Source organism: Saccharothrix xinjiangensis, from assembly GCF_039527585.1.
Lineage (GTDB): Bacteria > Actinomycetota > Actinomycetes > Mycobacteriales > Pseudonocardiaceae > Actinosynnema > Actinosynnema xinjiangensis.
The window spans coordinates 111,527-136,356 of the sequence record NZ_BAAAKE010000027.1; the positions used below are offsets into that span (position 1 = coordinate 111,527).

At 74.3% G+C, this 24,830-nt stretch carries 21 protein-coding genes; 7 read left to right on the forward strand and 14 right to left on the reverse strand.

Annotation, left to right across the window (positions count from 1 at the left end):
• Positions 1-7: 7 nt before the first annotated feature.
• Complete coding sequence (locus tag ABD223_RS35455) at positions 8-1,498, reverse strand: AfsR/SARP family transcriptional regulator (RefSeq protein WP_344041136.1); 1,491 nt, start codon at positions 1,496-1,498, stop codon at positions 8-10.
• On the reverse strand, positions 1,495-2,712 hold the full coding sequence (locus ABD223_RS35460; RefSeq protein WP_344041138.1) for a macrolide family glycosyltransferase: 1,218 nt from the start codon (positions 2,710-2,712) through the stop codon (positions 1,495-1,497). Before ABD223_RS35460 ends, ABD223_RS35455 begins: the two co-directional genes overlap by 4 nt.
• A 257-nt stretch (positions 2,713-2,969) precedes the next feature.
• Between ABD223_RS35460 and ABD223_RS35465 the strand changes: the two genes are divergently transcribed.
• A complete protein-coding gene (locus tag ABD223_RS35465) occupies positions 2,970-4,079 on the forward strand; it encodes a DegT/DnrJ/EryC1/StrS family aminotransferase (protein WP_344041140.1) in 1,110 nt (369 codons plus the stop codon).
• Between the two features lie 45 nt (positions 4,080-4,124).
• Here ABD223_RS35465 and ABD223_RS35470 read toward each other — a convergent pair whose 3' ends face one another.
• The 5 genes from ABD223_RS35470 to ABD223_RS35490 form a co-directional block, all read right to left on the reverse strand.
• Positions 4,125-5,519, reverse strand: coding sequence for an NDP-hexose 2,3-dehydratase family protein (locus ABD223_RS35470; protein ID WP_344041142.1), 1,395 nt, complete (start codon positions 5,517-5,519; stop codon positions 4,125-4,127).
• An 18-nt stretch (positions 5,520-5,537) separates the two neighbouring features.
• Positions 5,538-6,104, reverse strand: a complete 567-nt coding sequence (locus tag ABD223_RS35475; protein WP_344041144.1) for a dTDP-4-dehydrorhamnose 3,5-epimerase family protein — start codon at positions 6,102-6,104, stop codon at positions 5,538-5,540.
• 80 nt (positions 6,105-6,184) lie between these two features.
• Complete coding sequence (locus tag ABD223_RS35480; protein WP_344041146.1) at positions 6,185-7,156, reverse strand: NAD-dependent epimerase/dehydratase family protein; 972 nt, start codon at positions 7,154-7,156, stop codon at positions 6,185-6,187.
• Positions 7,157-7,158: 2 nt separating this feature from the next.
• On the reverse strand, positions 7,159-8,385 hold the full coding sequence (locus ABD223_RS35485; protein ID WP_344041148.1) for a methyltransferase domain-containing protein: 1,227 nt from the start codon (positions 8,383-8,385) through the stop codon (positions 7,159-7,161).
• Between the two features lie 34 nt (positions 8,386-8,419).
• A complete protein-coding gene (locus ABD223_RS35490; protein ID WP_344041150.1) occupies positions 8,420-11,137 on the reverse strand; it encodes a helix-turn-helix transcriptional regulator in 2,718 nt (905 codons plus the stop codon).
• Positions 11,138-12,151: 1,014 nt separating this feature from the next.
• On the opposite strand from ABD223_RS35490, the gene ABD223_RS35495 reads away from it, so the two are divergent.
• Genes ABD223_RS35495 through ABD223_RS35520 form a run of 6 tightly spaced genes read left to right on the forward strand, consistent with a single transcriptional unit; the run spans position 12,152 to position 17,278 of the window.
• Positions 12,152-13,318, forward strand: coding sequence for a glycosyltransferase (locus ABD223_RS35495; RefSeq protein ID WP_344041152.1), 1,167 nt, complete (start codon positions 12,152-12,154; stop codon positions 13,316-13,318).
• Positions 13,315-14,634, forward strand: a complete 1,320-nt coding sequence (locus ABD223_RS35500) for an aromatic ring-hydroxylating oxygenase subunit alpha (RefSeq protein WP_344041154.1) — start codon at positions 13,315-13,317, stop codon at positions 14,632-14,634. The genes ABD223_RS35495 and ABD223_RS35500 overlap by 4 nt, the downstream gene beginning before the upstream one ends.
• Positions 14,631-15,143: an aromatic-ring-hydroxylating dioxygenase subunit beta gene (locus tag ABD223_RS35505; RefSeq protein ID WP_344041156.1), complete on the forward strand. Its 513-nt coding sequence runs from the start codon at positions 14,631-14,633 to the stop codon at positions 15,141-15,143. The genes ABD223_RS35500 and ABD223_RS35505 overlap by 4 nt, the downstream gene beginning before the upstream one ends.
• 7 nt (positions 15,144-15,150) lie before the next feature.
• Positions 15,151-16,359, forward strand: coding sequence for an MFS transporter (locus ABD223_RS35510; protein ID WP_344041158.1), 1,209 nt, complete (start codon positions 15,151-15,153; stop codon positions 16,357-16,359).
• A 3-nt stretch (positions 16,360-16,362) separates the two neighbouring features.
• Positions 16,363-16,755, forward strand: a complete 393-nt coding sequence (locus ABD223_RS35515) for a carboxymuconolactone decarboxylase family protein (RefSeq protein WP_344041160.1) — start codon at positions 16,363-16,365, stop codon at positions 16,753-16,755.
• Complete coding sequence (locus ABD223_RS35520) at positions 16,745-17,278, forward strand: hypothetical protein (protein WP_344041162.1); 534 nt, start codon at positions 16,745-16,747, stop codon at positions 17,276-17,278. The genes ABD223_RS35515 and ABD223_RS35520 overlap by 11 nt, the downstream gene beginning before the upstream one ends.
• On the opposite strand, the gene ABD223_RS35525 is transcribed toward ABD223_RS35520, so the two are convergent.
• From ABD223_RS35525 to ABD223_RS35555, 7 genes are all read right to left on the reverse strand, one after another.
• Positions 17,224-17,877 (reverse strand): flavodoxin family protein, encoded by a 654-nt coding sequence (locus tag ABD223_RS35525; RefSeq protein ID WP_344041164.1) that lies wholly within the window; start codon positions 17,875-17,877, stop codon positions 17,224-17,226. The genes ABD223_RS35520 and ABD223_RS35525 overlap by 55 nt on opposite strands.
• A 261-nt stretch (positions 17,878-18,138) precedes the next feature.
• A complete protein-coding gene (locus tag ABD223_RS35530) occupies positions 18,139-19,194 on the reverse strand; it encodes an aldo/keto reductase (RefSeq protein ID WP_344041166.1) in 1,056 nt (351 codons plus the stop codon).
• A complete protein-coding gene (locus ABD223_RS35535) occupies positions 19,191-20,180 on the reverse strand; it encodes a lysylphosphatidylglycerol synthase domain-containing protein (RefSeq protein ID WP_344041168.1) in 990 nt (329 codons plus the stop codon). Before ABD223_RS35535 ends, ABD223_RS35530 begins: the two co-directional genes overlap by 4 nt.
• The gene (locus ABD223_RS35540; RefSeq protein ID WP_344041170.1) at positions 20,177-21,196 is read right to left on the reverse strand and encodes a glycosyltransferase family 2 protein; all 1,020 of its coding nucleotides are present in this window, start codon (positions 21,194-21,196) and stop codon (positions 20,177-20,179) included. The genes ABD223_RS35535 and ABD223_RS35540 overlap by 4 nt, the downstream gene beginning before the upstream one ends.
• Before the next feature lie 10 nt (positions 21,197-21,206).
• A complete protein-coding gene (locus ABD223_RS35545) occupies positions 21,207-22,199 on the reverse strand; it encodes a UbiA prenyltransferase family protein (RefSeq protein ID WP_344041172.1) in 993 nt (330 codons plus the stop codon).
• Complete coding sequence (locus tag ABD223_RS35550) at positions 22,196-23,332, reverse strand: glycosyltransferase family 4 protein (protein ID WP_344041174.1); 1,137 nt, start codon at positions 23,330-23,332, stop codon at positions 22,196-22,198. The genes ABD223_RS35545 and ABD223_RS35550 overlap by 4 nt, the downstream gene beginning before the upstream one ends.
• Positions 23,333-23,494: 162 nt before the next feature.
• Positions 23,495-24,727: an endonuclease/exonuclease/phosphatase family protein gene (locus tag ABD223_RS35555; protein WP_344041176.1), complete on the reverse strand. Its 1,233-nt coding sequence runs from the start codon at positions 24,725-24,727 to the stop codon at positions 23,495-23,497.
• Positions 24,728-24,830 lie beyond the last annotated feature (103 nt).

Genomic DNA, 24,830 nt, shown 5'->3' on the forward strand with positions numbered 1-24,830 from the left:
ATGCCGGTCAGGCGGGCACACCGGTCAACCTGCGGTGGTCCAGGCGGCGCGGTGCGGCCCGGACACCGGCCGCCGCGCGGCGCAGCGACAGCGGGAACCCGTCGGCCGAACCGACGATCCGGCCGGCCTCACCGCGCTGCTCGGCCACCCAGTCGTGTCCGAGCAGCAGGGTCAGCAGCTGCCACGACTCCTCCGGCCGCAGCGGTTCCACGAACGCCCGGTGCGCGCCCTGGCGGGCGACCAGCTCGTCCATCGGGTGCCGGCTGGTGACGATGACCCTGGCGTGCGCGCCGCCGGGCAGCAGCGGCCCGACCTGGGCGTGGTCCACCGCCCCGTCCAGCACCACCAGCACGCGCCTGCGGGACACGGTGCTGCGGTACAGCGCGACCTTCTCGCCCGGGTCGTCCGGGATGGACGCCACCGGCACGCCGAGCGCGCGCAGGAACCGGTCCAGCACCGCGGCGGGCGACACCGGTCGGCCGAAGTCGTCCACCAGGTCGGCGTGCAGCTGCCCGTCGGGGAACAGGTCGAGGCGCCGGTGCGCCCAGCGCAGCGCCAGCGCGGTCTTGCCCACCTCGCCCGGACCCGTCAGCACGGCCGCGCCGAGCACGTCCGGGCCGGGGGCGAGGGCGGCGTCCAGGTCGGCCAGCTCGGCCGACCGGCCGGCGAACGGCAGCACCTGGCGCGGCAGCTCGGCGGGCGGCGCGGCCCGGACCTCGGCGTTGGCCGGCGCGAGCCGGACCGGCGCGAGCAGCGCCGGCGCGTCGCGCAGGACCTGCTCGTGCAGCTCGCGCAGCTCCGGGCCGGGTTCCAGGCCGATCTGCTCGACCAGCGCCCGCCGCGCGTCCTGGTAGGTGCGCAGCGCGTCGGCCCGCCGGCCCGACCGGTACCGGGCCAGCATCAGCTGCGCCCGCGCGCGCTCGCGCAGCGGGTGCTCGGCCACCACGGCGGCCAGCTCCTCGCCGACCCGGTGGTGCAGGCCGAGCCGCAGCTCCAGCTCGGCGCACGCCTCCACCGCGTCCAGCCGCGCGGACTGGAGCCGCGCCGCCTCCGCGCGCAGGCCGGGCAGGTCCTCGAACGGCACGCCGCGCCACAGCCCCAGCGCCTCGCGGAGCAGCGCCACGGCGCCCGCCTCGTCACCGGCCGCCGCTCGCGACTGGGCCCGGCCGACCATGCCGTTGAACCGCGACCAGTCCGCCGCGCCCTCGTCCAGCCGTGCCACGTACCCGGGGCTCGCGGTGTCGACGGCGCGGCCCGCCTCGCCCAGCGCACGCCGCAGCCGGGACACGCAGATCGCGATCTGGCCCCGCGCGCTGGCCGGCGGGTCGCCGTGCCACACCGCCTCGATGAGCCGGTCCACGCTGACCACGCGGTTGGCGTCGCACACCAGCCGCGCCAGCACCGCCCGCTCCCGCGGACCACCCACCCGCTGCTCCACGCCGTCGCGCAGGACCCTGATCGGACCCAGCACGCCGAACTCGACCGGGCCGGGGGTCAACGCGACCGGGCCAGGTGCTTCTCGACCTCGTCGGCGGCGCGCGTCGTGCCGCCCGCCACCGCGACGGCCTCGCGCATCAGCTCCGACCGGGCCGCCGTCCCCGGGTCGCCGAGCACGGTCGTGATCGCGCCGACCAGCGCGTCCGGGGTGAGGTCGGCGGGGTCGAGCACGGCGCCCAGACCGAGTTCGCGGACCCGCCAGCCGGTCGGCCGGTCGAGCGCGGAGCCCGGCACGCACACCATCGGCGTCCCCGACCGCAGCGCCTCCATCACGGTGCCCATGCCCGCGTGGGTGACGCACAGGGCGGCGTGGTCCAGCACCGCCACGTGCGGCACGAAGTCGTGCACCTCGACGTTGGGCGGCAGGTCGCCGAGTGCGTCCCGGTCCACGCCGCCGCCGGTGGTCATCACGGCGTGCCACGGTCGACCGCGGAACGCCTCGACGCACGTGCGGAAGAAGCCCTCGTCCTGGTTGAACACCGCGCCCAGCGACACCAGCACCACGGGCAGGCCGTCGGCGGGCGGCTCCCACGACCCGAGGAAACCCCGGTCGCCGACGCACGGCCCGACGAACGCGAACCGCTCGTCGAAGGTGTCCCCCGCGTACTGGAACTCGCGCGGCACGGTGACCAGGCTCAGCGGCGGCACCTCGAACCACACCTCGTGCGGCGCGGCGGCCACCCCGTGGCGGGCGCACAGCTCGCCGATGCGCGCCATGGTGGCGCCCACCCACCCGGGCAGCTCGCCGGGCCGGGCCGGCGCGGGCCGGCCGGCGGAGGACTCGGGGTTGTACATGGCGTTGAGGAACGAGAAGTGCTCGTTGGAGGCGAACACCGGGATCACCTGCACGGCCGGGACATCCCAGTGCCGGGCCAGCACGCGGCCCGCGTAGAGCACCGAGGTGTCGTAGACCAGGCAGTCCGGCCGGTCGCCGGCCGGCTCGGCGGTCGCGGTGGCGAGCATGGCCTCGCTCTCGTCGAGCAGCACGCCCATCAGGTACCCGGGATCGTTCGCCACGAGGGCGAAGTCGGCGTCGCGGTACCGGGACGGGTAGGTCACGGCGGTGGCGCCGGCCTCGGTGACGACCTCCGCCATGCTCGGCGCGGTCAGGTAGGTGACCCGGTGCCCGCGCGCGGCCAGTTCGGTGACCACCGCGAGGTTCGGGATGACGTGCCCGTGGTCCGGGTGGCACAGGAAAAGAAAATGCCGCGACATTTGTCGTCCTCGTCCCGATGGATGTGCTGAATTCCGACGATCGTGCCGGAAGCGTGGTCACCGTAAATGTCCCGGAAGCGGCCAGGCCACCCCTAGTACCCCTATTCGCGCGCCGCTCGCCGTTCGGCCGCACGGAGTAGCGGTCGTTCACCCTTGGCGACCAGTGCGGCCGCCCTGACCTGCATGATAGGGGTTACCCCCTAGCCAGGGGTCGGACCTAGGCTGACCGGGAAGCCGACCTGTCGAAAGGGCTGCCGATGGCCACGCTCGTCTGGGACTACTCGCGTGAATACGAATCGGAGCGCAAGGACATACTCGACGCGGTCGAGACGGTGTTCTCCTCCGGCCGGCTCGTCCTCGGGCCCAGCGTGTCGTCGTTCGAGGCGGAGTTCGCCGCGTACCACGGCGTCGCCCACTGCGTCGGCGTCGACAACGGCACGAACGCGCTGCGCCTGGCGCTCCAGGCGCTCGGCGTGGGCCGCGGCGACGAGGTGGTCACGGTGTCCAACACCGCCGCGCCGACCGTGCTGGCCATCGACGCCGTGGGCGCGACGCCGGTGTTCGTCGACGTGGACCCGGCCACCTACCTGATGGACGTCGGGCAGGTGGCCTCGGTGATCACGCCGCGGACCAAGGTCCTGCTGCCGGTGCACCTGTACGGCCAGTGCGTCGACATGGACCCGCTGGTGGAGCTGGCGCGGCGGCACGGCCTGCTGGTGCTGGAGGACTGCGCGCAGGCGCACGGCGCGCGCCACGGCGGCCGGGTCGCCGGGTCGATGGGCCACGCCGCCGCGTTCTCCTTCTACCCCACCAAGGTGCTCGGCGCCTACGGCGACGGCGGCGCGACGATCACCAACGACCCGGAGGTCGACGCGAACCTGCGCCGCCACCGCTACTACGGCATGGAGAAGACGTACTACGTCGTGGAGACGCCGGGGCACAACTGCCGGTTGGACGAGGTGCAGGCGGAGATCCTGCGCCGCAAGCTCACCCGGCTGGACGACTACGTCGCGGCCCGGCAGGCGGTGGCCGCGCGGTACGCGGAGGCGTTGGCGGACACCGACCTGGTGCTGCCCGCGATCGCGCCCGGCAACACGCACTCGTACTACGTCCACGTGGTGCGCCACCCCCGGCGCGACGACATCCTGGAACGCCTGAAGGCGCACGACATCCACCTGAACATCAGCTACCCGTGGCCGGTGCACACCATGAGCGGCTTCGCGCACCTGGGTTGCGCCGAGGGGAGCCTGCCGGTGACCGAGCGGGTGGCCGGCGAGATCTTCTCGCTGCCGATGTACCCGTCCCTGCCCCAGGACGAGCAGGAGCGCGTGGTCGACGCGCTCAAGCAGGTGCTGAGCACGCTGTGACCGGGACCGAGGCGGGCGCGACCGCCCGCCTCACCCGCGCCCGCCTCACCCGCGCGGGACGAGGCTGCGCAGGCACAGCAGCAGGGTGCGGGCCTGGATGTTGACGTAGAAGCTGTGCCGCAGCAGCTCCTCGTACTGGTGCAGGGTCAGCCACCGGTACTCGGGGTCGTCCGGGGCGACCTCGGCGTCGGTCTCCACGACCACGTACCGGTTGCGGGCGCCCAGGAACCGGCCGCCCTCCTCGGACAGCACGGCGTCGAAGCGGACCCTCGACGAGGTGAGCACCTCGTCCAGGAACCGGGGCCGCGCCGACAGGTGCTCGTGGGTCTCGGGCACGCACTGCACGGTGGGCGCCAGCTCGGTCACGTCCGCGTAGCCCGCCTCGGTGCGGGCGTGGGTGAGCACGTGCAGCACGCCGCCGATCTCCTTGACCAGGAACGCGATCACGCCCGTGCCGACCGGCTCGACCATGGGCTGGGACCAGGCGCCCACCTCCCGCCCGTCGGCCCGCACGTCCACGCCGACGACGGTGAAGAACCGGCCGCTGCGGTGCGCGATGACGCCGTCCTCCCGGGTCCAGCCCGGCAGTCCGGCCAGCGGGCCCAGGGCGACCCGGAGGTCGGTGCGCGTGCGGACCTCGGTGATCCAGCTCAGCACGTCGCCGATGGTGTGCACGCCGGGCGCGGCCGGGTCGGCGGACCGGACCAGGGCTCCGGTGAAGGCGTCGACCGCCGCGCCGGCCAGGGCCCCGCCGCCGCCGGGCAGGCAGGCGAGCACCGTGCGGGCGTCCATGTTCACCAGGTCCGGCACGGCCATCAGCCCGGCGATCTCGCCGAGGGTGAACCAGCGGAACCCCTCGCGCGCCTCCACCTCGCCGTCGACCTCGACGACCATGTTGCGGTTGCGCTTGCGGTAGAACCACGCGCCCTGCTCGGACTGCCGGATGTCCACCAGGACCCGGTGGGCGGAGGTGTCGCGGAAGTGCTCCAGGTACGGGATGGGCTTGCCGCCGTGCACGCGGGTGTAGTTGCTGCGGGTGGCCTGCACGGTCGGCGACAGCTGGAGGCCGTTGGGGTTGCCCGGTTCGTGCTTGGCCTGCATCAGGCAGTGCAGCACGCCGTCGACCTCGCGCACCAGGATGCCGAGGATGCCGATCTCCGGCTGGTTGATGATCGGTTGCGACCAGTGCGGCACGGGCGCGCCGGGCAGGTCGACGGACAGCGACTCGACGCTGAAGAACCGGCCGGTGCGGTGCCGCAGGTTGCCGGTGCCGGGTTCGGTGACCCAGCCCGCGAGGGCGTCCAGCGGCACGCGGTCGACGTGCATCCGGCTCTGCTCGGCGGTGCGGGCGAACCAGGCGTGCGCGGCGTCGGCGTCGCGGGCGGCGAGCATCGACTCGGCCAGGCGCGTCTGGGTGGAGCGGCGGGTGGGCGCGGTCACCTGGTGGGTCTCCTCGGCTCAGGCGGCGTGGACCGGCAGCAGTCCGGCGTCCCGCGCGCCGGCCAGGGGCGGCGCGGCGCGGTCCCGTTCGGACAGCACCGCGTCCGCCGGGATCGGCAGCGCCAGGTCCGGGTCCAGGATGGACACCGCCAGCTCGTCGGCGGGGTCGTAGGCGCGGGACAGCAGGTAGTGGACGGTGGAGTGGTCCTCCAGGGCGAGGAACGCGTGGCCGAGGCCCGGCGGGAGGTAGACGGCGCGGAAGCCGTCGCCGGACAGCTCCACCGAGTCCCACGCGCCGAAGGTCGGCGAGCCGACCCTCAGGTCCACCACGAGATCCAGCACCCGTCCGCGCGAGCAGGTCACGTACTTCGCGCAACCCGGGGCCCGGCGGGCGTAGTGCACGCCGCGGGCCACGCCGCGGCGGGAGATGCTGGCGCTCGCCTGGGCCACGGCGAACAGCGGCGCGCCGACGGCCTCGGTGAACACCTCTTGCTGGAACGGGGAGACGAACAGGCCCCGGTCGTCCGGGAACACGTCGGGCTCGAACTCCCAGGCCCCGCCGACGGCGAGTTGACGGGCTTTCATCGGCAAACCTTCCGTCCACGGGGACGGAGGTCAGCGTGCAGCGGCCCGAACCGCCTGGTCAACAAAAGTAGGGGGGACCCCTAGCCGGGGTGTAGGGGTGGTCGACTCGGACCATCCACTCCGGACTGTACCAGAGCGGTGACGGTCCGCGACACCGCTTCCGCCAGGGGCACGCGGGCGCGCCAGCCGGTGGCGCGGGCGAGGGCCGACGGGTCGGCGACGAGGCTGCGGAAGTCCAGCGGGGTGGCGTGTTCCGGCGGCGGCACCGACCGCACCGGCACGGCCGGGCGGCCGGTGTGCCGGGCCACGGTCGCGGCGACGAGCTCGAACAGCGCGCGAACCGGCACCCCGGCGCCGGACCCGACGAGCCACGCCCGCCCGGCCAGCCGGTCGGCGTGCGCCACGGCCGCCGCGAACGCCTCGGCGACGTCCTCGACGAACACCAGGTCCCGCTCCATGTCCCCGGCGCCCCACACGGTCAGGGGCTCGCCGGCCAGGGCGCGGCGCGCCATCGCGGTCACCACGCCCCGGTCCGGCGACGCGGTGGCGGGGCCGAACACGGTGGGCAGCCGCAGGGAGCAGCCCCCCGCGTCGAGCACGAGCCGCTCGGCGGCGCACTTCTGCCGGTCGTACTCCGATTCGGGGCGGTCGGGTTCGGAGCCGTCGATCCGCTCCGGCGCGCCGGGCCCCACCTGCGAGGTGGAGCCGGCGAGCACGACGGCCGCGCCGGCCGCCGCCACCGCCTCGGCGACGACGCCGACGTTCACCCGGGCGGCGTCGGCCGCGCCGCCCTCGGCGACCCGCCACGTGCCGCCGCCGGTGAACAGCACCAGCGGGAGCACCACGTCCGCGCCGGAGACCGCGGCGGCCACCGCGCCGGGCGCGGTGAGGTCGGCGGCGACGACCTCGGCCGGGAACGGCGGCGCGCCGGGGGCGCGGGCCACGACCCGCACCCGCGCCCCCGCCGCCGCCAGCCGGGCGGCCACCGCGGACCCGACGAAGCCGGAGCCGCCGAGCACCGCGACGCGCGTGCCGGCCAGGTCCCGTGCCACGCTCACACCACGTGCACGTCGGGCACGTACAGGATCCACTTGCCGCCCGACTCCCGGAACGCCGCCTCCTTGGCCATGATCTCCTCGGCGTGGTTCCAGGCGAACAGCAGCGCGTAGCCGGGGTAGGGGTCGGCGAAGTCGGCGGGCGGGCGCACCGGGATGCGCGAGCCGGGCGCCAGCCGGTGCTGCTTGGCGGGCGTGGTGTCGCTGATGAACTCGACCAGGTCCGGTCCGATGCCGCACAGGTTGGTGACGGTGGCGCTCTTGGCGGTCGCGCCGTAGCCGACGACCCGCTCGCCCTTGGCCCTCAGGTCCTCCAGCAGCGCCAGGAGGTCGGCGCGGATGCCGCGGATGCGGTCGCCGAACGCGTCGAGGACGGCGCGGTCGTGCAGGCCGCGCGCGCCTTCCTCGGCGAGCAGGGCGGTGACGGCGGCGGAGCGGGCGCGCGCGCCGGGGAGCGCCAGGGTGTAGCGGACCTCGCCGCCGTGCACCGGCAGGCGTTCGACGTCGACCAGCTCCAAGCCGTGCCGGCGCGCCATGGCGTCCACGGAGGTGGCGCTGAACAGGAAGAAGTGCTCGTCGTAGATCTGGTCGAACGAGGTCTGCTCGACGATGTCGCCGAGGTAGGGGTCCTCGAACACGAAGGCGCCGCCGGGCTTGAGCAGCGCCACGACGCCCCGCAGGATCGACTCCGCGTAAGGGATGTGGCAGAACGTGTTGGCCGCGTACACGAGGTCGGCCGGCCCGTCCTGGTCCCGGATGGACAGTGCCGTGGACTCCTCGAAGAAGTCCTTGCGGACCCGCACGCCGGCCTCGGCGGCCAGGTCGGCGACCGCGCCGGACGGTTCCACGCCCAGGTGCCGCACGCCCGCCGCCGCCACGGTGCCCAGCATGGTGCCGTCGTTGCAGCCCAGCTCGACCACGAACGGGTCCTCGCCGGCCAGCTCGGTGGCGAGGAACCTCTCGGCCAGGGCGCGGAAGTGCTCGCGCATCACCGCGGAACCCCGGGACAGGTAGGGGTAGTCCTGGTGGAACATCCGCTCCCTGGGCACCTCCTCCATCAGCTGCACCATCGAGCAGCCCGCGCACGCGCCGACGGCGAGGCGGTAGGTGAACTCCTCGGTGGTGTCCTCGGGCAGCCGGAAGGCGTCCGACAGCGGCTGGGTGCCGAGGTCGACGAACTCGGTGACCGCTCCCGCGCAGACGCGGCAGGTCGACTGGTTGGGCATGGGTGGCTCTTTCTGCTCGACGGTGGCGCGCGGGTCACCCGCGGGCTTGGAACGCCCGCGGGCCGGCGCCCGCCCGCTGGGACAGTCGGGGTGGCAGGTCCGCCCGGCTGCGCACGCCCAGCTTGCGGTAGACCCGGGTGAGGTGCTGCTCGACGGTGCTGACGGTGATGTAGAGGATCCCGCTGATCTCGCGGTTGGTGTGGCCCTTGGCGGCGAGCTCGGCCACGCGCAACTCCGACTCGCTCAGGGCGGACCGCCCGTCGCCGCCCTCGTCGCTCCAGTCGACGGGTATGGGCACGGCGCCGGAGTAGGACGCCTTGGTCTCGGCCGCCGCGACCTCGGCCAGCCCGCGCGCCTCGCCGTGCTCGCCCAGGGCGTCGAGCACGTCGCTGAGGTCGGACAGGGCGCGGGCCAGCTCCACCCGGTCGCCCACCCGCCGCAGGTGCCGCACCGCCTCGCGCAGCAGCGCCGGCCGCTCGGCGGGCTCGACGGTCGCCGCGAGCACCCGCAGCGACGCGCCGCGGGTGCGGCGGTCGCCCGCGGGCAGCCGCATCTGCTCGTGGATGAGCGCGCGGGCCACGTCCGGGCGGCCCAGCGCCAGGTTGGCCTCCGCCAGGCCGCACCGCCACGGCGCGAGCACCGGCAGGTCGATGCCCCACTCGCGCATCCGCGTGCCGCAGTTCTGGAAGTCGCTGATCGCGGCGAGCACCCGCCCGGCGGCGAGGTTGCCGCAGCCGCGCGCGTGCAGGTAGCGCAGGCCCGCGACGGTGGCGAACATGGCGCCGGGCACGTGCAGCCGCATCACGTCGGCGACCACGCGGTGGCGCCCCAGCGCGGTGTTGGCCTCCAGCAGCACGGCCAGCGGGTAGCCGATGGACAGGCCCCAGCCCTGGTGCGGCAGCAGGCCCAGCGCCAGCTCCGCGCGCGCGGCGGCGACCACCACTTCGCCGCGCCGCAGCGCGATGTCGGCCCGGACGACCTCCAGGATCGCCTGCCAGGTCACCGCGCCGCCGCGGTCGGCCTCGGCGGCGAGCCGGTCGCACCACCGCTCGGCCCGCCCGGCGCGCCCGCCGTGCACCAGGATCAGCAGCGCGGTGAGCACGACCTCCAGCGACATGTCGCCGAGCCGGCAGCTGCGCAGGATGTGCTCGGCGCTGGCGACGGCGCCGGGGTCGAACTCCGCGGTCCAGAACGTGCCGACGGCCTGCGCCGCGGCCACCCACGGGTCCGCGTCGGCGACCACGTCGGACGCCACCGCGGTCGCCGGGTCGAGGCCGTGGAACCACTGGCAGATGATCCGCAGCTCGGCCGCGCTCTGCGCGTCCAGCACGCCGGGGTTGTCGTTCAGCACGGCGAGCGCGCGCACCGCCGTGGCCTCGTCGCCGATCCACAGCGCGTGCTGCACGACGGTCATGGCGTCCCGGCCGCGCAGCCGGCCCGCCCACATCGCCTCGTGCAGGGGTTCCGCGTGCACGACGGCGGCGGCCGGGTTGACCCGCCACAGCGCCCGGACCAGGACGCTGGTGATGCCCAGCCGCTCGTCCTGCTCGACCACCGGCAGCGTGGGTTCGAGGTAGCGCACGGCGGCGGCCACGTCGTCACCCACGAGCGCCTGCTCGGCGGCGACGCGCAGCACGGCCACCGGCCACCCGGGCGAGACCCGGTCAGCGGCCACGAGGTGGTCGGCGACCACGTTGGCCGCCGCCCCGCGCTGGTAGAGCAGTTCGGCGGCGCGGGCGTGCAGCCGCGCCCGCTCGGCGCCCGGCGTGCGGTCGAGGACCACCGACGCCGCGCCGGGGTGGCGGAAGCGGCCGTCGAGCAGCAACCCGGCGGCGGTCAGCACCTCGACCGCCTGCTCCGCGGCCTCGGGCGTGGCGCCGGCCAGCCGGCCCAGCAGGACCGGGGTCTGCGCCTCCCCCAGCACGGCGAGGGCACGGGCGACCTCGGGCAGCCCGGCCTCCCAGCGGTGCAGGCACTCCAGCACCGCCCGGCCGAACGCGGGCCCGACCCGGTCGGGCCCGGTCTCGTGCCCGCCCTCCAGGTCCTCGACCATGGCGCGGACCAACATCGGGTTGCCCCCGGTCAGGGTGTGCCAGGCGGCGGCCATGGCGTCGGCGTCGGGCACCCGGTCACCCAGCAGTTCGGCGATCCCCCCGGGCCCCAGCGGGGCGAGCCGGATGCGGTGGTGCGGTCGACGGGTCAGCTCGGCGTGGAACAGCGGCAGCGTCGGCTGCGGCTGCTCCCATTCGGAGAGCACCACGAGCACCCGCCCGGACCGCATCATCCGCCGTCGCAAGTAGAGGATGAACTGGAGCGAGGAGCTGTCGGCGAACTGCACGTCGTCCACGCACAGCACGACCGGCCGTTCCCGCGACAGTTCGAGCAGGATGCCGCACAATTCGTGCACGAGCCGGACGTGCGAATGGGGAATGGCCCGGACGTCCGACGCGGGTTCGTCCACGCCCACCGCGATCGGCGTGATCAGGTGCGAAACGCGATCCGCTATTTCCGGCGGCAACCCGGCGCCGTGGAACAACTGGTCGACCACACCGGCCTGGAGGGAGCGCTCGGCGGGCGCCCCGGTGGCGGTGAGCAGCATGGCGCCGGAGGAGCCGGCGTGCCGCTGGAACCGCTGGAGCAGTTCGGTCTTCCCGCCGGCCAGCCCACCCCGGACCAGGGCGAGCCTGCTCGCGCCCGCCGCGCACTCGGCGAGCAGACCGGACAGCGCGGCGAAGGCGTCACCCTGGTCCATCGGCACCAACCGTCCTGTTCCCCCCAGCGCAACGACCGGTGGTCCTCTTGCGACAGCACCTCCCCGAGAGACGCTTCACAACACGGTTTGCGGGCTTCCTCACCAGCGCGAACCTCGATTCCGGCGACGGCGTTGAACACGTTCGACGTCGCCACACGCGCTTCGGAGCCACGTGATGTGAAATTCCGCCGAGCGCTTGCCGACCGAGGCGAACGGCTCAGCGCGCGCTGCCGAACGGCCGATCGAGGTCTGTCTTCGCGGCTCCCCCGGACCCATGCGCCGCATGGTAGGGAGGAACCCGGGGCGGCGCTGTGGTGCGAACACACCACACGGGTGTGGCACTCACCCTCGTGGGTGAGTGCCACACCCGTTCGCCGAGCAGGTCCCGCCCCGGCGGTCACCCCTCGCCTGCGCGCGGTCGCCCTGGGAAGCCGTGGCGGTCCACCCGGGCGGCAGGCCGTGCACCCCGAAATCGAGGTTCACCGACCGGTTCCCGGTCACACCGAAGATCAGGCACGACCGGCGGGGGCTGCCGTCGGGGCTGCCCCGGGCGCACACCCGCTGCGGCCGATCGGGTGTTCGGGCCGAGCGAACCACGGTCCGCCACGCCGCGCCCGGCGTCGCCCCGTGCGCCCGACCGGACCAAGGCCCTCCCCCGCACCGGCCCGGGGGCGCACCCGAACGCCCCGTTCTTGCGCTACGCGAACGAATGCGCCGACAACGGTTCTACGTGGCATCCCGAAGGGCGCCTGCGGCCGGCGGTGACGAGGCGTTGACATCGATGGGACGCCCCGGCAGGCTTTGCGAAACCGCCGAGGGCCGGCGGTGAACCAGGTTGTTCCGCAATTGTTCCGAGCAGCATCGACCGATGTGCCCCGTCGGCAATGGCGGGGAATGCGCAAAGCCTCGTGGCATTACCTGGACGTCGACGGTCCTTTTCCGCCTGCCGGGCGCTCCCGCCTGCCCGGGGTGGAGTCGTGCCGTTCGCGCGTCGCCGTACGAATCGGAGATCTGATGCGCGTCGCCCTCCTCACCACGACCCAGCACGGTCACCTGAACCCGTACATACCGGTGGTCAACGCGCTGCGCGCCGCCGGTGCCGAAGTGTCGCTGCTGCTGTTGTCCGCGGACGGCGGCGTGCTCGACGAGCGGCGTCGCCGGGCCCTGGGCGAGGCCGAGGTGCACGCGGTCGGGCAGGTCGAGATGGCGCCGTGGAGCGGTCCCCCGGAGAAGATCGGCCCGATGCTCCGGTCCTCGCCGGTGGCGGACCTGACGGCCGACGTGCTGCGGGCGACGGCGCCGGACTTCGTGCTCGTCGATTCGCTGCCCGTCACGGCGTCGGCCATGGTCGGCGCGCGGGCGTCCGGCGTGCCGTACGGGATGATCTGGGCCAACCTGGGCGGGGTCTGCCCGCGGGAGCACCGGCGAGGTCGCTGGGCGTACGACGAGCAGCTCGGCGACTACCTCACCGAGCACGGGGTGCTGTGGTCGACCCGGACCCACTCGGCGCGCTCGCCGATCCTCAACCTGATGCCGACGATCCCCGCCCTCGTCGGGGCCGACGCGGTCACCGACGACGGGGTGCGGCTGGTCGGGTTGCCGGGCGCGGCGGGGCCGCGCGGCGACGAGGTCGACTTCCCGGACCTCGACCGGCTCGACCCCGACCGCCCGCTGGTGCACGTCTCCTTCGGCACGATCTTCTACCGGCGGCCGGACCTGCTGCGCACGGTGATCACCGGTGCGGCGGCGACCGGGGCGCGGGTGGTCGCCTCGGTGGGCGACCTCGCCGAGGAGCTCGCGCTGCCCGCCGACGTGCTCACCGCCCCGTACCTGCCGCAACGCGAGGTGCTCGACCGCGCCGACGTGTTCATCACCCACGGCGGGTACAACTCCGTCGCGGAGTCGATCCGGGCGGCGACCCCGATGCTGGTGATCCCGCTGGCGGTGGACCAGCCCATCCAGGCGCACTTCGTGCGCGGCGCGGGCTTCGGGACGGCGTTGGAGCCGGCCGCCGCCACCGAGCGGGCCGTCGCCGACGCCGTCACCGACCTGCTCGACCCAGCCCGGGACTACCGGGCCCGGCTGCGCGCCGCGCAACCGGAGTGCGGCGATTCCGCCGCGCGCACGGCCGAGCTGGTCGTCAGCACGGTCCGGGCGTTGCCGCGAAAGGAGGAGCAGTGACGATCGAACTCCAGCGACCGGTGAGCGACCCGATCGTGCTCGACGACCTCGAACGCCTCTCGTTCCGGGTGGATCGCCGCGCCTACACCGACGAGGACCTGGCCGCACAGGAGATCACCAGGATCTTCGACCGCTGCTGGTTGTACGTCGGGCACGAGTCGGAGGTCCCCGAGCCGGGCTCCTACGTGGCGCGCGACGTCGGCGGGCGCCCGGTGGTCATGGCACGTGGGTCGGACGGGGTGATCCGGGTGTTCGCGAACAGCTGCACCCACCGCGGGGCCCTGATCTGCTCGCAGCCGTCCGGGCAGGCCAGGTCGTTCCGGTGCCCGTACCACGACTGGACCTTCTCCAACCGGGGCGACCTGGTCGGGGTGCCGCTGCCGGACGGGTACGGACCCGGTTTCCGCAAGGCGGACTTCGGCCTCGCGCAGCACCGCAGCGACACCTACCGCGGTTTCGTCTTCACCACCTTCGACCCGCGGCAGCCGCGCACCCTGACCGAGTACCTGGCGGGCGCGACGGAGTACCTCGACCTGATCGACGACCAGTCCGAGGTCGGGATGGAGGTGATCCAGGGGGCGCAGCTGCACGGCGCGCGGGCCAACTGGAAGCTCATGATGGAGAACAGCGTCGACATCTACCACTTCCGGGCCCTGCACAAGCGCTACGTCGGCTACATGGAGTCGCTGGGGTCGGTGCCACCGCGACGACGGGGCGGCTTCGGCTCCGCCCTCGGACTGGGGCACGGGGCCAACGAGCTGCCACCGGCGGCGGCCCGCCCGCTCGCCTACTGGACGCCGATGTTCGGCCCCGAGGTCCGGCCGCGGATCGAGGCGACGGCCGCGCGGTTCGTCGACCGGTTCGGCCCCGAGCGCGCCGAGCGGATCACCGGCACCAACCGGGCGGTGCTGATCTTCCCCAACCTGATGATCATCGACGCGATCGCGATCACGATCCGCAAGATCGACCCGGTCGGCGCCGGCCGGATGGCCATCACCTCGGTCGCCCTGGCCCCCAAGGACGAGGACCCGGACATCCGGGAACTCCGCAAGAGCCACTACCTGACCTTCCTCGGCCCCGCCGGCTTCGCCACCCCCGACGACATCGAGATCGTCGAGTCGTGCCAGCGGGGCTACCTCAACCGCACGGTCCGCTACTCGGACCTGTCGCGCGGGATGGACAAGGAGGTCCCGGAGACGACCGACGAGCTGCCCGCCCGCGAGTTCTGGCGGCAGTGGGACCGGCTGATGCACGGCGACGACGGCCACGTGGAGGTCGCCCGCCGGGCCGAGGCGCGGGGGGCGGAACCGCGATGACCACCGAGCTGACGATCGACGAGGCGGCCCGGGTGCGGTTGTGGCACCGGGTGAACCAGTTCCTCTTCCGCGAGGCGCGGCTGCTCGACGAGTGGCGCCTGGTCGAGTGGTACGACGAGATGCTGACCCACGACATCCGCTACTCGGTGCCGGCCACCGACGTCCGCGGCGAGGCGCCCGGCGCGCTCGGGCTCATCGACGACGACCCCGCCCGGCTGCGCCAGCGGATCGAGCAGCTCCTCAACGGCGAGGTGTGGTGCGAGAACCCCCGGTCGCGCACCAACCGGATGATCACCAACGTGGAGGTCCTGACCGACCGGGGCACGCACCTCGACGTGGCGGCGAACGTCCTCGTGCACCGGTTCGGCCACGGGCGCTCCGACGCCTACGTCGGCAAGTACCGGTTCGAGCTCGTCGCCGACGGCGAGTCGTTCCGGGTTCGGCGACGGGTCGTGGTGCTCGACCACGAGACGTTGTACGAGCACGGGAAGCTCAGCATCATCCTGTGACCGGGCAGTGACCACGGCCGGCCCCGGCAGCGTCCCACCCGTTGCCGCCGCCCAGCCGGGCCTCCCCCGCGAGGTCTACGTCCTCGGCGTCGTCGGTGGCTGCGTCATGCTGGGCCTGGGGCTGATCCTCCCGGTGCTCCCGGTGTACGCGGCGACCTTCGGCGCCGGACCCGCCCAGGTCGGGGCGCTCGTCGCCCTGTTCGCGCTGACGCGGCTGGCCGCCGGTCCGTTCTGCGGCCGGCTCGGGGCCCGCTTCGGTGAGCGGCGGGTCCTGGTCGTCGGGCTGCTGCTGTGCGCGGTCTCCTCGGCCCTGATGGCGTTCGCCGGGTCCTACGGGCAGCTGCTCGTGTTCCGCGGCCTCGGCGGCGTCGGCTCGGTGCTGTTCTCGGTGTCCGCGCTGACGACGCTCCTGGCGGTCGCGCCGGCGGACCAGCGGGGTCGGGCCGGCGCCGTGTTCGAAGCGGGCTTCCTGCTCGGCGGGATCTGCGGACCGGCGCTGGGCGGGCTCCTCGCGCTCATCGCCCTGTCCGCGCCGTTCCTGGCCTACGCGGTGCTGCTGCTGGGTGCGGCGGCACTGACGTCGGCGGTGCTCCGCACCGGCCGGACCGCCGGCGCGGAGCCCGGCCGCGACGTGGTGCGGCTGCCGGTCCTGCTGCGGGACCGGCGCTACCGGGTGGCGTGCCTCGCGGCGCTGGCGCAGGGCTGGGTCCTGTTCGGACTGCGCGGCGCGCTGGTCCCGGCGGTGGTGGTGGCGTGGCGGCACGACGTGACGTGGGTCGGGTGGGCGTTCACCGCGTCCGCCGTCGTCCAGGCGCTGCTGATCGTGCCGGCCGGCCGGTTCGTCGACCGGGCCGGGCGCCCGCCCGCCATGGTCGCCGGCACCGGGGTGGCCGCGGCGGCGATCACGGCCATGGTGTTCGTGGACGGTTACGCCTGGCTCGTCGTCCTGCTCTGCCTGTACGCGGCGGGATCGGCGCTGCTCAACGCCGCGCCGGTCGCGCTGGTTGGCGACGTCGTCGCCGGTCGGGCCGGCAGCGGCGTCGCCGTGTTCTCGATGTGCACCGACGTCGGCGCCGTGGTCGGACCGGTCGTCGTCGGGGTCGTCGCCGAGCGGGTGGGCGTGCCGGCCGCCTTCGGCAGCGGCGCGGCGCTGCTGGTCGTCGCCTTCGTGGCGTCGTGGACGTTGACAACCGCTCGGCCAACGCGAAGGAGTTGATCGATGAATCAGCCTGCTGCCCGACGTGAGCGGGGTGAGGCGGTGTTCCGGCAGGTCTTCGGCCGCGAACCGCGCCCGGGTTCCCACCCGGAGTTCCTCCAGCTCACCGTCGACCACCTGTTCGGGGAGATCTGGAGCCGCCCGCACCTGAGCGTCGAGGAGCGCGAGCTCGTCGCGCTGACCGCGGTCGCGCTGGCGCGGACCGATTGGGAGCTGCGCGGCCACATCGGCGCCGCCCTGCACCTCGGGATGTCGCGGGAGAAGGTCGTCGAGGTCATCATCCAGCTCGCCTACTACGGTGGCTGGCCGGTCGCCAACAACGGGTTGCGCGTCGCCCAGGAGGTCTTCGCCGAGCTGGACGGCGCCGCGGAAGAGGATGCGGACCATGAGCGGTGAGCCGCCTCCCCTCGACCCGGCCGAGAAGGTCGACCTGTGGCGCCAGCGGTTCTTCGAGGCCCAGGCGGCGGCGGAGGAGTTCGTCCTGGGCGAGCACGGCGAAGAAGGCCTGGCCGCGTGGATCCGGGCGAACTCCCGCATCACCGCGGAGCTGCTGCGGGCGCAGCGACCCGCCGGCGTGTCCGCCACCGACCACTTCATGACCAGGTTGGAGCGCCAGCTGCTGCTGTACGACTCGGCGGTGACCAGCGAGCCGCGGCCCTCGGGCACCGTCCTGCGCAACGCCGACTGCGGGATCCTCCGGTACCGCAAGCGGGCCGCCCGCGCCGGCGTCGTGCTGACGTTCTCGTCACCGTGCCAGTACTGCCAGGAGCTCAACACCTCCATCGCCGCCCGCTACGTGGAGCCGGACGTGAAGGTGTCGTGCGAGCAGGCGGGCGACGGGTGCACCTGGCGCGCGGAGGTCCCTCACGCCCCGGAGGAGGACGCGGCCGGGTCACCGCAGCGCGGCCTGGCCGGCTGAACCAGCGGCAGTGCCGCGCGGCCGTCGGCCGGCGACCGGCCGCCGTCGAGCGTCATGCCGAGTTGCCGGCCGACGGCCGCGCACAGGTCGACCGCCGCGGTGCGGGTCAGGTCCTGGTGGCCGGCCTGCGTGAAGCACGCGGAGGCCACGTTCTTGTTGCGCAGGCGCAGGTACCACGGGAACAGGGAGGCCAGCGCGGGCTCGGTGAGCATCGTGCGCGAGTGCACGATCGTGCCCACCAGCAGGTTGCCGAACGGGCGCTGTTCGGCGTTCATGAAGCTCTTCAAGCGCTCCTGGAAGATCTTCAACACCGCCGGCACGTTCCCCGCGTAGACCGGCATGGCCAACAGCATCGCCTGGGCGCCCTCCGCCAACCCGACGACGTGCGTGAAGTCGTCATCGATCGTGCACCGGCCCACGTCGGGGTCGAGGCAGGTGTCCTCGCCCTCGCACATGGAGATGCGGTGGTCGATCAACCGGATGCGCCGGACCTCCGCGTCACCGACCTCCCGGACGAGGCCGGTGATCGCGGCGTCGAGGAGCGCGTCGGTCAACGACGGGAGCCGCTTCTGCGTGCAGGACAACGCGATGATCTTCACCCGGAGGGCCTCCCCTGTCCGCTCGGCGCCACCCGGAGCCGGTCATCCGGTCGGTGGCCGCACGCCGAGGAAACCCCAACCTACCCACGATCGCGCACCACCGGAACAGGGGAGGATTGCAATGGCGTCATCGGGTTCCAGCGCCTCTCCCGGTGGGGTGTTCGCCGGAACAGCCGATCGCCACCCGTGACCGACCGGGACTGCGGACACCACGCGGTGCTCGGCCCGGAAGCCGAGCACCGCGCCCACGCCCGCGGCGACTCAGGCCGAGGTGGCGCTGAGGGGTGCCTGGGCGTCGAGGTCCGCGCGGGCCTCGGCCGGGAGTTCGAACTCCAGGCCGTCCAGGGCCTCGTCCAGTTGTGCCACGCTGCTCACGCCCAGCACCGGCATCACCGGGACCTCGCCGCCCGCCATCCAGGCCAGGGCGAGTTGGTTGGCGGTGACGCCGAGCCGCTCGGCCAGGTCCCGCAGGTGCGCCAGGCGGCGCTCGTTGTCCTCGCTGCGGTACTCCGGCGACAGCTCCTTGTCCGGCCGGGTCAGCGCGCCCTGGAGCAGCGGCGAGTAGCCCTGGAGGACGATGCCGTGCTCCTGCGCGTGCGCCACCATCTCCCGGTCGAGCGGGCGCTGCGGGCGGATGTCGGCCGCCGGGTCGGGCCACAGGTAGGAGTGCCGCACCTGGAGCACCCTCGGGGCGGCGATCGCGTCCGCCGCGGCCAGGTCGGTGGCCTCGCGCAGCCGCTCGGGCGCCGAGTTGCTCGCGCCGACCACGCCGACGCGGCCGTCGCGCACCAGGTCGGACAGCGCCTGGGCGGTCTCGGCCAGCGGGGTCTTCGGGTCGTCGGCGTGGGTGAGGTAGACGTCGATGCGATCGGTGCCGAGCCGCTGGGCGCTCAGCTCGAACTGCTTGCGGATGACGGCCGGGTCGAGTCCTTCGGCGGACTCCGGGAACGGTCCGTCGAGCGGGTCGGGCAGGCAGCCGACCTTGGTGGTCAGCAGCATCTCCTCGCGCGACCCGGTGTCCGCGAGCCAGCGGCCGATCACCTGCTCGGACTCCTCGCCGGTGCCGCCCGGCGCCCAGAACGCGTAGCAGTTGGCGGTGTCGATCAGCCGGCCGCCGCGCTCGGCGAACCGGTCCAGGATCGCCCGGGACGTGGCCTCGTCCGTGGTGGTGCCGAAGTACATGGTGCCGAGCGCCACCCGGGTGTCGCGCAGTCGAGCCAAGACCGCGTCGCCGTAGGCGGTGGTGAGCATGGAGCTTCCTCTCATCGGTGGTCCGGTGGTCCGGTGGTCCGGGGTCTGGTCGGCCGGTCTGGTCACGCTGGGTCGAGGGTACGGTGGCGGGCGGTGAAGCTACCGTAGGCGAAGGCGAGCACGTCGGCGGCGGCGAGCACGAGCCGACTGGCCGCCGCCGCGGCGACCGCTTCCGGCGCGGGCAGCAGCGAGGCCAGCGAGACGGCCAGCAGCGCCTCCCGCACGCCGATGCCGTCCGGCACCACCACGACCAGGCTCGCCAGGGACGTCGCCAGCGCGAAACCGCCCAGGCACGGCAGCAGCGCCGCCGCCGGGTCGGCGCCCAGCGCGACGACCAGCAGCCACAGGTGCAGCCCCGTCACCGACCAGGACACCGCGCACAGCCACACCGAGCGGCGCAGCACGTCCGCCGGCACCTCGACCAGGCGCCGCGCCAGCGCCGGCACCCGGCGCACCAGCCGCACCGCCGCCGCCAGCAGCCACGGCATCGCCAGCAGCGCCACCAGGGCCAGGGCCGCCGCGGCCAGCGCCGTCCAGGCGCCGTGGGCGTAGCGCAGCAGCGTGGGCAGGCCCAGCGCCGCGCCGGTGGACAGCGAGACGGCGGCGTAGAGCCCGAAGGTCGCGGTGAAGTGGAAGACCGTGATCCCCGAGGACGCCGCCAGCCGGGTTTGCAGGACGATCGACCACATCACGCCCGGCACGTACTTGCCCAGGCTGCCGGCGGCGAACAGCCGCACCGCCGCCACCCGCCCCAGCGGCCGGGACAGGGCCTGCAACGGCTCCCGCCAGGACAGCGCGGTGAGCCACAGCCCGACCACCGCGGCGGCGAGGGCGGGCAGCAGCCACGGGCCGAGGCGCGCCAGCGCGGCGCCCGCGGCCTCGCGGTCGGCGGCCAGCGACCGCGCCAGGAACCCGGCGCACAGCAGCACGACCAGGGCGGTGGTGGCGCGGCGCACCCCGGGGCGGCGCAGGAACGCGCCGAGCGCCGACCCGACGGCCCGGGCGCGTGCCCGCCGCACCGGTGCGGCGGGCACGTCGGTGGTGGCGCTCACGCGCGGCCCCCGTTCTCGTAGAGCCGCCGGAACGACGGGGAGCACGCCCAGCGGGCCGCGCCGACCAGGGCGGCGGCGCCGGTGGTGGCGTTCATCAGCAGGTGGAGCCCCGCCATCAGCGGGAACTGCCGCAGCCCCGCCGAGGTGCGCAGGAACCGGAGCAGCCGCCGTTCCTCCACGACGAACAGCGCCACCCCGGCCAGCGCCGCCACCGCGCCCGCCGCCGGCCACAGCGCGGCGCCGGCGAGGCTCGCCAGGACCAGCCCGGTGCCGGCGACGGCCCGCGGCCGGTAGGCGGTGTCGGTCAACCGCGGCCGGGACCGCCGCCGGCCGGCGAACAGCGCCACCAGCGGCACCGAGCGGTGGTACTGCTTGCCCAGCAGCACGCCGAGCCGGTCGTCGTCGTCGTGGCGGCCCAGGATCGCGGCGTCGATCAGCACGGTGGAGGTCGCCGCCAGCCGCGCGCCGTACTCGACGTCCTCTGTGGCCCGCAGGCTGGTGTCCAGCGGGCCGGCCCGATCGTAGGTCTCGCGGCGCATCGCGCCGAGGGAGAAGTTGCACAGCCGGGTCTCGCCGGAGTTGCGCACCCGCCAGAAGTGGCCGTGGAGCACCTTGTACCGCTCCACCGGGCCGTCGTCGATCAGCGGCTCCTTGTCGTAGATGCCGCCGACGAAACCGATCCGGGGGTCGGACGTCAGCAGCCGGACGGCCCGGTCCACCGCCTGCGGCGCGAGGGCGATGTCGGAGTCGAGGAAGAACAGGATCCCGCCGGTGCTGTGCCGCACGCCGGTGTTGCGGGCCGCGGAGACGCCGGTGTTGGCGGTGCGCACGAGGGTGCAGGGGAACTCTGCGGCGATGTCCGGCGAGGCGTCGGTGCTGCCGTCGTCCACGACCACGACCTCGATGGCCGGGTAGGTCTGGTCGAGCACGGCTTGCAGGCACTGGCGCAGCGTGCGCGCGTAGTTGTAGTTGGGGATGATGACGGAGACGGTCGGGGTGGCCGGCGCGGACGACATCGGGATCACCTCAGAACAGCCGGCCGGCGGCCAGGCACACCAGCCACAGCGCGGCGTTGATCAGCAGCGGCAGGTCGCGCAGCACGTCCCGCCCCGGCTCGCCGCCGCTCCGGTCCACCGTCACCAGCTGGAGGTAGCGGGCCAGCGCGAACACCGCGAAGGGCAGGGTGAGCACCGCGAGCAGGGCGCCGCCGGGGCGGCCGGGTTCGAGCAGGTACAGCAGGTAGCTGATCAGCGTGGAGCCGACCAGCACCGCCATCAGCTGGTCCAGCAGCGGCACGGAGTAGCCCGCCAGCGCGGGGCGGGTGGCCGCGGCCTCGCCGGCCAGGGTGACCGCGGCCAGCTCGTGCCGGCGCTTGCCCAGCGACAGCAGCAGGCAGACGCAGTAGACGCACACGATCAGGGTGGGGCTGAACGGCGCGGCCACGGCCAGGCAGCCGGCCGCCGCGCGCAGCACGAACCCGAAGGCCACCACGCTGATGTCCACCAGCGCGTGGTGCTTGAGCACCAGGCAGTACAGCAGGTTCAGCACGAGGTAGGCGGCCACGGCCAGGCGGGCGGCCGGCGGCAGCGCCACGGCCGCCGCGCCGAGCGCGGCCAGGCAGCCGACGCCCAGCAGCAGCGCCCTGGCCGGGCCGACGCGCCCGCTGGCGATCGGCCGGTGCCGCTTGGTGGCGTGGAGCCGGTCGCGGTCCCGGTCCAGCCAGTCGTTGAGCACGTAGACCGCGCTGGACGCGGCGACGAACGCGAGCAGCGCGGCGGCGAGCAGCCAGGGGTGGCGGACCACGGCGGCCGGGTCCACGGCGAGGGGCGCGATCGGCACGAAGGCGTTCTTCACCCACTGGCGGGGCCGCAGCAGCGCCAGCCAGGCCGGCAGCCGGGACCCGCGTGGCTCGGCGCGCGGGTCGATCCGGGTGACGATGTGGACGGCCTCGTCCAGCGGGGGCAGCGCCTGTCCCCCGACGCGGTAGGGCCGGAGCACCGGCGGCGGGGGCGTGGTCACGGCCGCGCCCCGTTCAGGATGGCGCGGTAGGCCTCCTCGTGCGCGTCGAGGAAGGTCTCCCCGCCGAACAGCTTGGTCGCGGCCTCCTGCCCGACCTGCCGGTCCTCGGGCGGCAGCGCCGCCATCTCCAGCAGCGCCTCCCGCAGGGCCACCGGGTCGCGGGGCTCCACCAGGCGGCCGAAGCCCGTCGCCTCCACCGGGTAGCGGGAGCCGGGCAGGTTGGTGGTGACCGACGGCTTGCCCGCCATCATCGCCTCGACCTGCACGATGCCGAAGGACTCGGAGATCGAGGGCAGGGCGAAGACGTCGATCGAGGCGTAGAAGTCGCGCACCCGCTCGCCGCGCAGCAGCCCGGTGAAGCGGATCCGCGGGTCGTTCCCGGCTTCCTCGCGCAGCTGCGCGATGTTGCTGCCGCCGGCGACGGTGGTGTAGTCGCCCGCGATCAGCAGTCGCGCGGCGGGGTCGTCGATGCCGCGGAACGCGCGGATCAGGTACTCGATGCCCTTGTCGACGGTGATGCGGCCCATGAAGCCGATGTGCAGGCCGTCGCCCTCGCGCATGGTCGGGCTGCCGCCGTTGCGGTCCACGCAGGGTGAGGCGATGGGGCGCAGCGCCCGGCGCCGGATCACCGGCCAGATCCGGGAGCCGCGCGCCTGGTCCTCGCTGTTGGTGATGACGAGGTCGGCGCGGCGGATCGCGGCGGCGCAGGAGGCGTCCACCACGCGCATCCCGAACCGGTTGACCGGGCTGTCCGGCAGGAAGGTGTCGATGTGGTAGGTCACCACCAGCGGGGTCTTGCGGCGCAGCGCGGCGACGAACGCGGCCTCGGGGTTGGGCAGGTGCATGTGGAGGAGGTCGGAGCGGGCGGCCAGGCGCGAGGCGAGCACCGGCAGGTGGGGCGCGATGAAGCCGCGGCTGACGTGGGCGAGGACCGGCGCGCGGAAGACGTGCACGCCGTTGATCACCTCGTGGGCCGGCAGGGAGCGGTCGTGCCGGGCGCAGACCACGGCGATCTTCCAGCCGCGGGCGACGAGGCCCTCGGCGGTGATCCGGGCGGCCTCGGTGAGGCCGGAAACGTAAGGCGCGTAGTAGTCCAACATCACCGTGACGTCGAACCTGTCCGGTATGCGCATGGTGAGATCCCTCTCGGTGGCGTGCCGGGCGCGGACGGCGCCCGGGCGGTGCTGGTGATCGGGGCAGGACGTGGGCGTGCCGGGGTGGCGCGGCCCCGGGCCCGGTGGTGCGGGCGGGGTGCGCCGGGGGTGGTGCGGGGGGTCAGCCGCCGTCGGGAACGGTCAGCCGCCGTCGGGCGCCGGCCGGTCGGCGTCGCGGACGACGAGGGTGAACTCCTGGGCGGCGTGGTCGGAGAAGCCGGCGCTGTCGGTGAACCGGTACTCCGGCACGGCCGCCTCGCCGGTGGTGAACAGCCAGTCCAGCCGCCAGGCGCGGGGCACCGGGTAGTCGGCCAGCGGCCAGGAGAAGGCGGGCAGCGGGCCGGGTCCGGGTGAGTGCGCGGCGGTGCCGTCGCCGAGCCGGAGCAGGCTCCCCAGCCAGGGCGAGTTGAAGTCCCCGGCCACCACGGCGGTGTTCGGGTTGGCCGCGAGGTCCGACCGCAGCGCGTCCGCCTCGCGCGTCCACCAGTCGTGCTGCTTGGCCAGGAAGTTCCAGAACCGGCTGGTCAACGGGTTGTCGCCGACCCGGAAGGGCACCGGGAAGTGGACGTTGTAGACCGACAGCACCCGGCCGGGGCCGACCAGCAGGTCGGTGCGCTGCGCCTTGCCGCCCTGCCAGTACCAGGCGTTGTCGGTCGCCGGCGCCTCGCGGGAGTGGACGGCGGCCACCGGCAGCCGGGAGAGGGTGAGCAGCTCCCCCTCCACCACGGCCTCGTAGCCGGGGAACTCGGCGCGCAGCCGGGCCAGGCTGTCGATGAGGACCGGGCCCTCGCCCTCCCAGTGCAGGTACTCCTGGAGGAGGTAGACGTCGGCGTCCTTCTCCCGCAGGAACGCGTAGAACGCCTCCGGGTCGTCGTCCATCTCCCAGTAGTCGGTGTTCCAGGAGACGATCGACACCTCCGCGTCGCCCGGCCCGGCGGGTCGGGTGTCGCCGCGCCACCCGGGGCCGACGCCGGCGAGGTACCCGCCGGCCAGCAGCAGCACGACCAGGACGGGGGTGAGCCGGCGGCGGACCGGGCGGGCCCACCACACGACGGCCAGGAGCAGGGCGGGCACCACGGCGAACGCCACCGGGGGCACGGCCTCGACCAGGAACCACACCCACCAGCGGCCGGTCAGCGCCACGTGGAGGAGGAGGAAGGCGGCCCAGGCGGCGGTGGCCGCCACGACCAGTGTGGTGCCCAGGCACCAGCGCCGTCCTCCCGGCGCACCGGTGTCGTCGGCCGTTCGGCCTTGGCCGTCACCCACCGGTTCGCCGGGCCCCGGTTCGCCGGGCCGCGGTCCTCCCGGCCCGGCGGCGGCCGACGGCCCGGTGGATGACGGCCGCCAGAAGACGGCCGGGTTGGTCGTGGGCATGCCTGTGTCGCCTCCTTCGGCTCAACGGGATCAGGGCGTGACGGGTTCGGGCGTGCCGGGGCGAGGTGGCCGGCGTCGGCGCCGGCCACCTCGGGGGCAGCCG

Excerpts from the sequence above, each read along its gene's own strand:
- ABD223_RS35540 (WP_344041170.1), bottom strand. The coding sequence starts at position 21,196 with ATGTCGTCCGCGCCGGCCACCCCGACCGTCTCCGTCATCATCCCCAAC.
- ABD223_RS35485 (WP_344041148.1), bottom strand. The coding sequence starts at position 8,385 with ATGCCCAACCAGTCGACCTGCCGCGTCTGCGCGGGAGCGGTCACCGAG.
- ABD223_RS35460 (WP_344041138.1), bottom strand. The coding sequence starts at position 2,712 with ATGTCGCGGCATTTTCTTTTCCTGTGCCACCCGGACCACGGGCACGTC.
- ABD223_RS35475 (WP_344041144.1), bottom strand. The coding sequence starts at position 6,104 with ATGAAAGCCCGTCAACTCGCCGTCGGCGGGGCCTGGGAGTTCGAGCCC.
- ABD223_RS35520 (WP_344041162.1), top strand. The coding sequence starts at position 16,745 with ATGAGCGGTGAGCCGCCTCCCCTCGACCCGGCCGAGAAGGTCGACCTG.
- ABD223_RS35465 (WP_344041140.1), top strand. The coding sequence starts at position 2,970 with ATGGCCACGCTCGTCTGGGACTACTCGCGTGAATACGAATCGGAGCGC.
- ABD223_RS35555 (WP_344041176.1), bottom strand. The coding sequence starts at position 24,727 with ATGCCCACGACCAACCCGGCCGTCTTCTGGCGGCCGTCATCCACCGGG.
- ABD223_RS35495 (WP_344041152.1), top strand. The coding sequence starts at position 12,152 with ATGCGCGTCGCCCTCCTCACCACGACCCAGCACGGTCACCTGAACCCG.
- ABD223_RS35490 (WP_344041150.1), bottom strand. The coding sequence starts at position 11,137 with ATGGACCAGGGTGACGCCTTCGCCGCGCTGTCCGGTCTGCTCGCCGAG.
- ABD223_RS35505 (WP_344041156.1), top strand. The coding sequence starts at position 14,631 with ATGACCACCGAGCTGACGATCGACGAGGCGGCCCGGGTGCGGTTGTGG.
- ABD223_RS35515 (WP_344041160.1), top strand. The coding sequence starts at position 16,363 with ATGAATCAGCCTGCTGCCCGACGTGAGCGGGGTGAGGCGGTGTTCCGG.
- ABD223_RS35550 (WP_344041174.1), bottom strand. The coding sequence starts at position 23,332 with ATGCGCATACCGGACAGGTTCGACGTCACGGTGATGTTGGACTACTAC.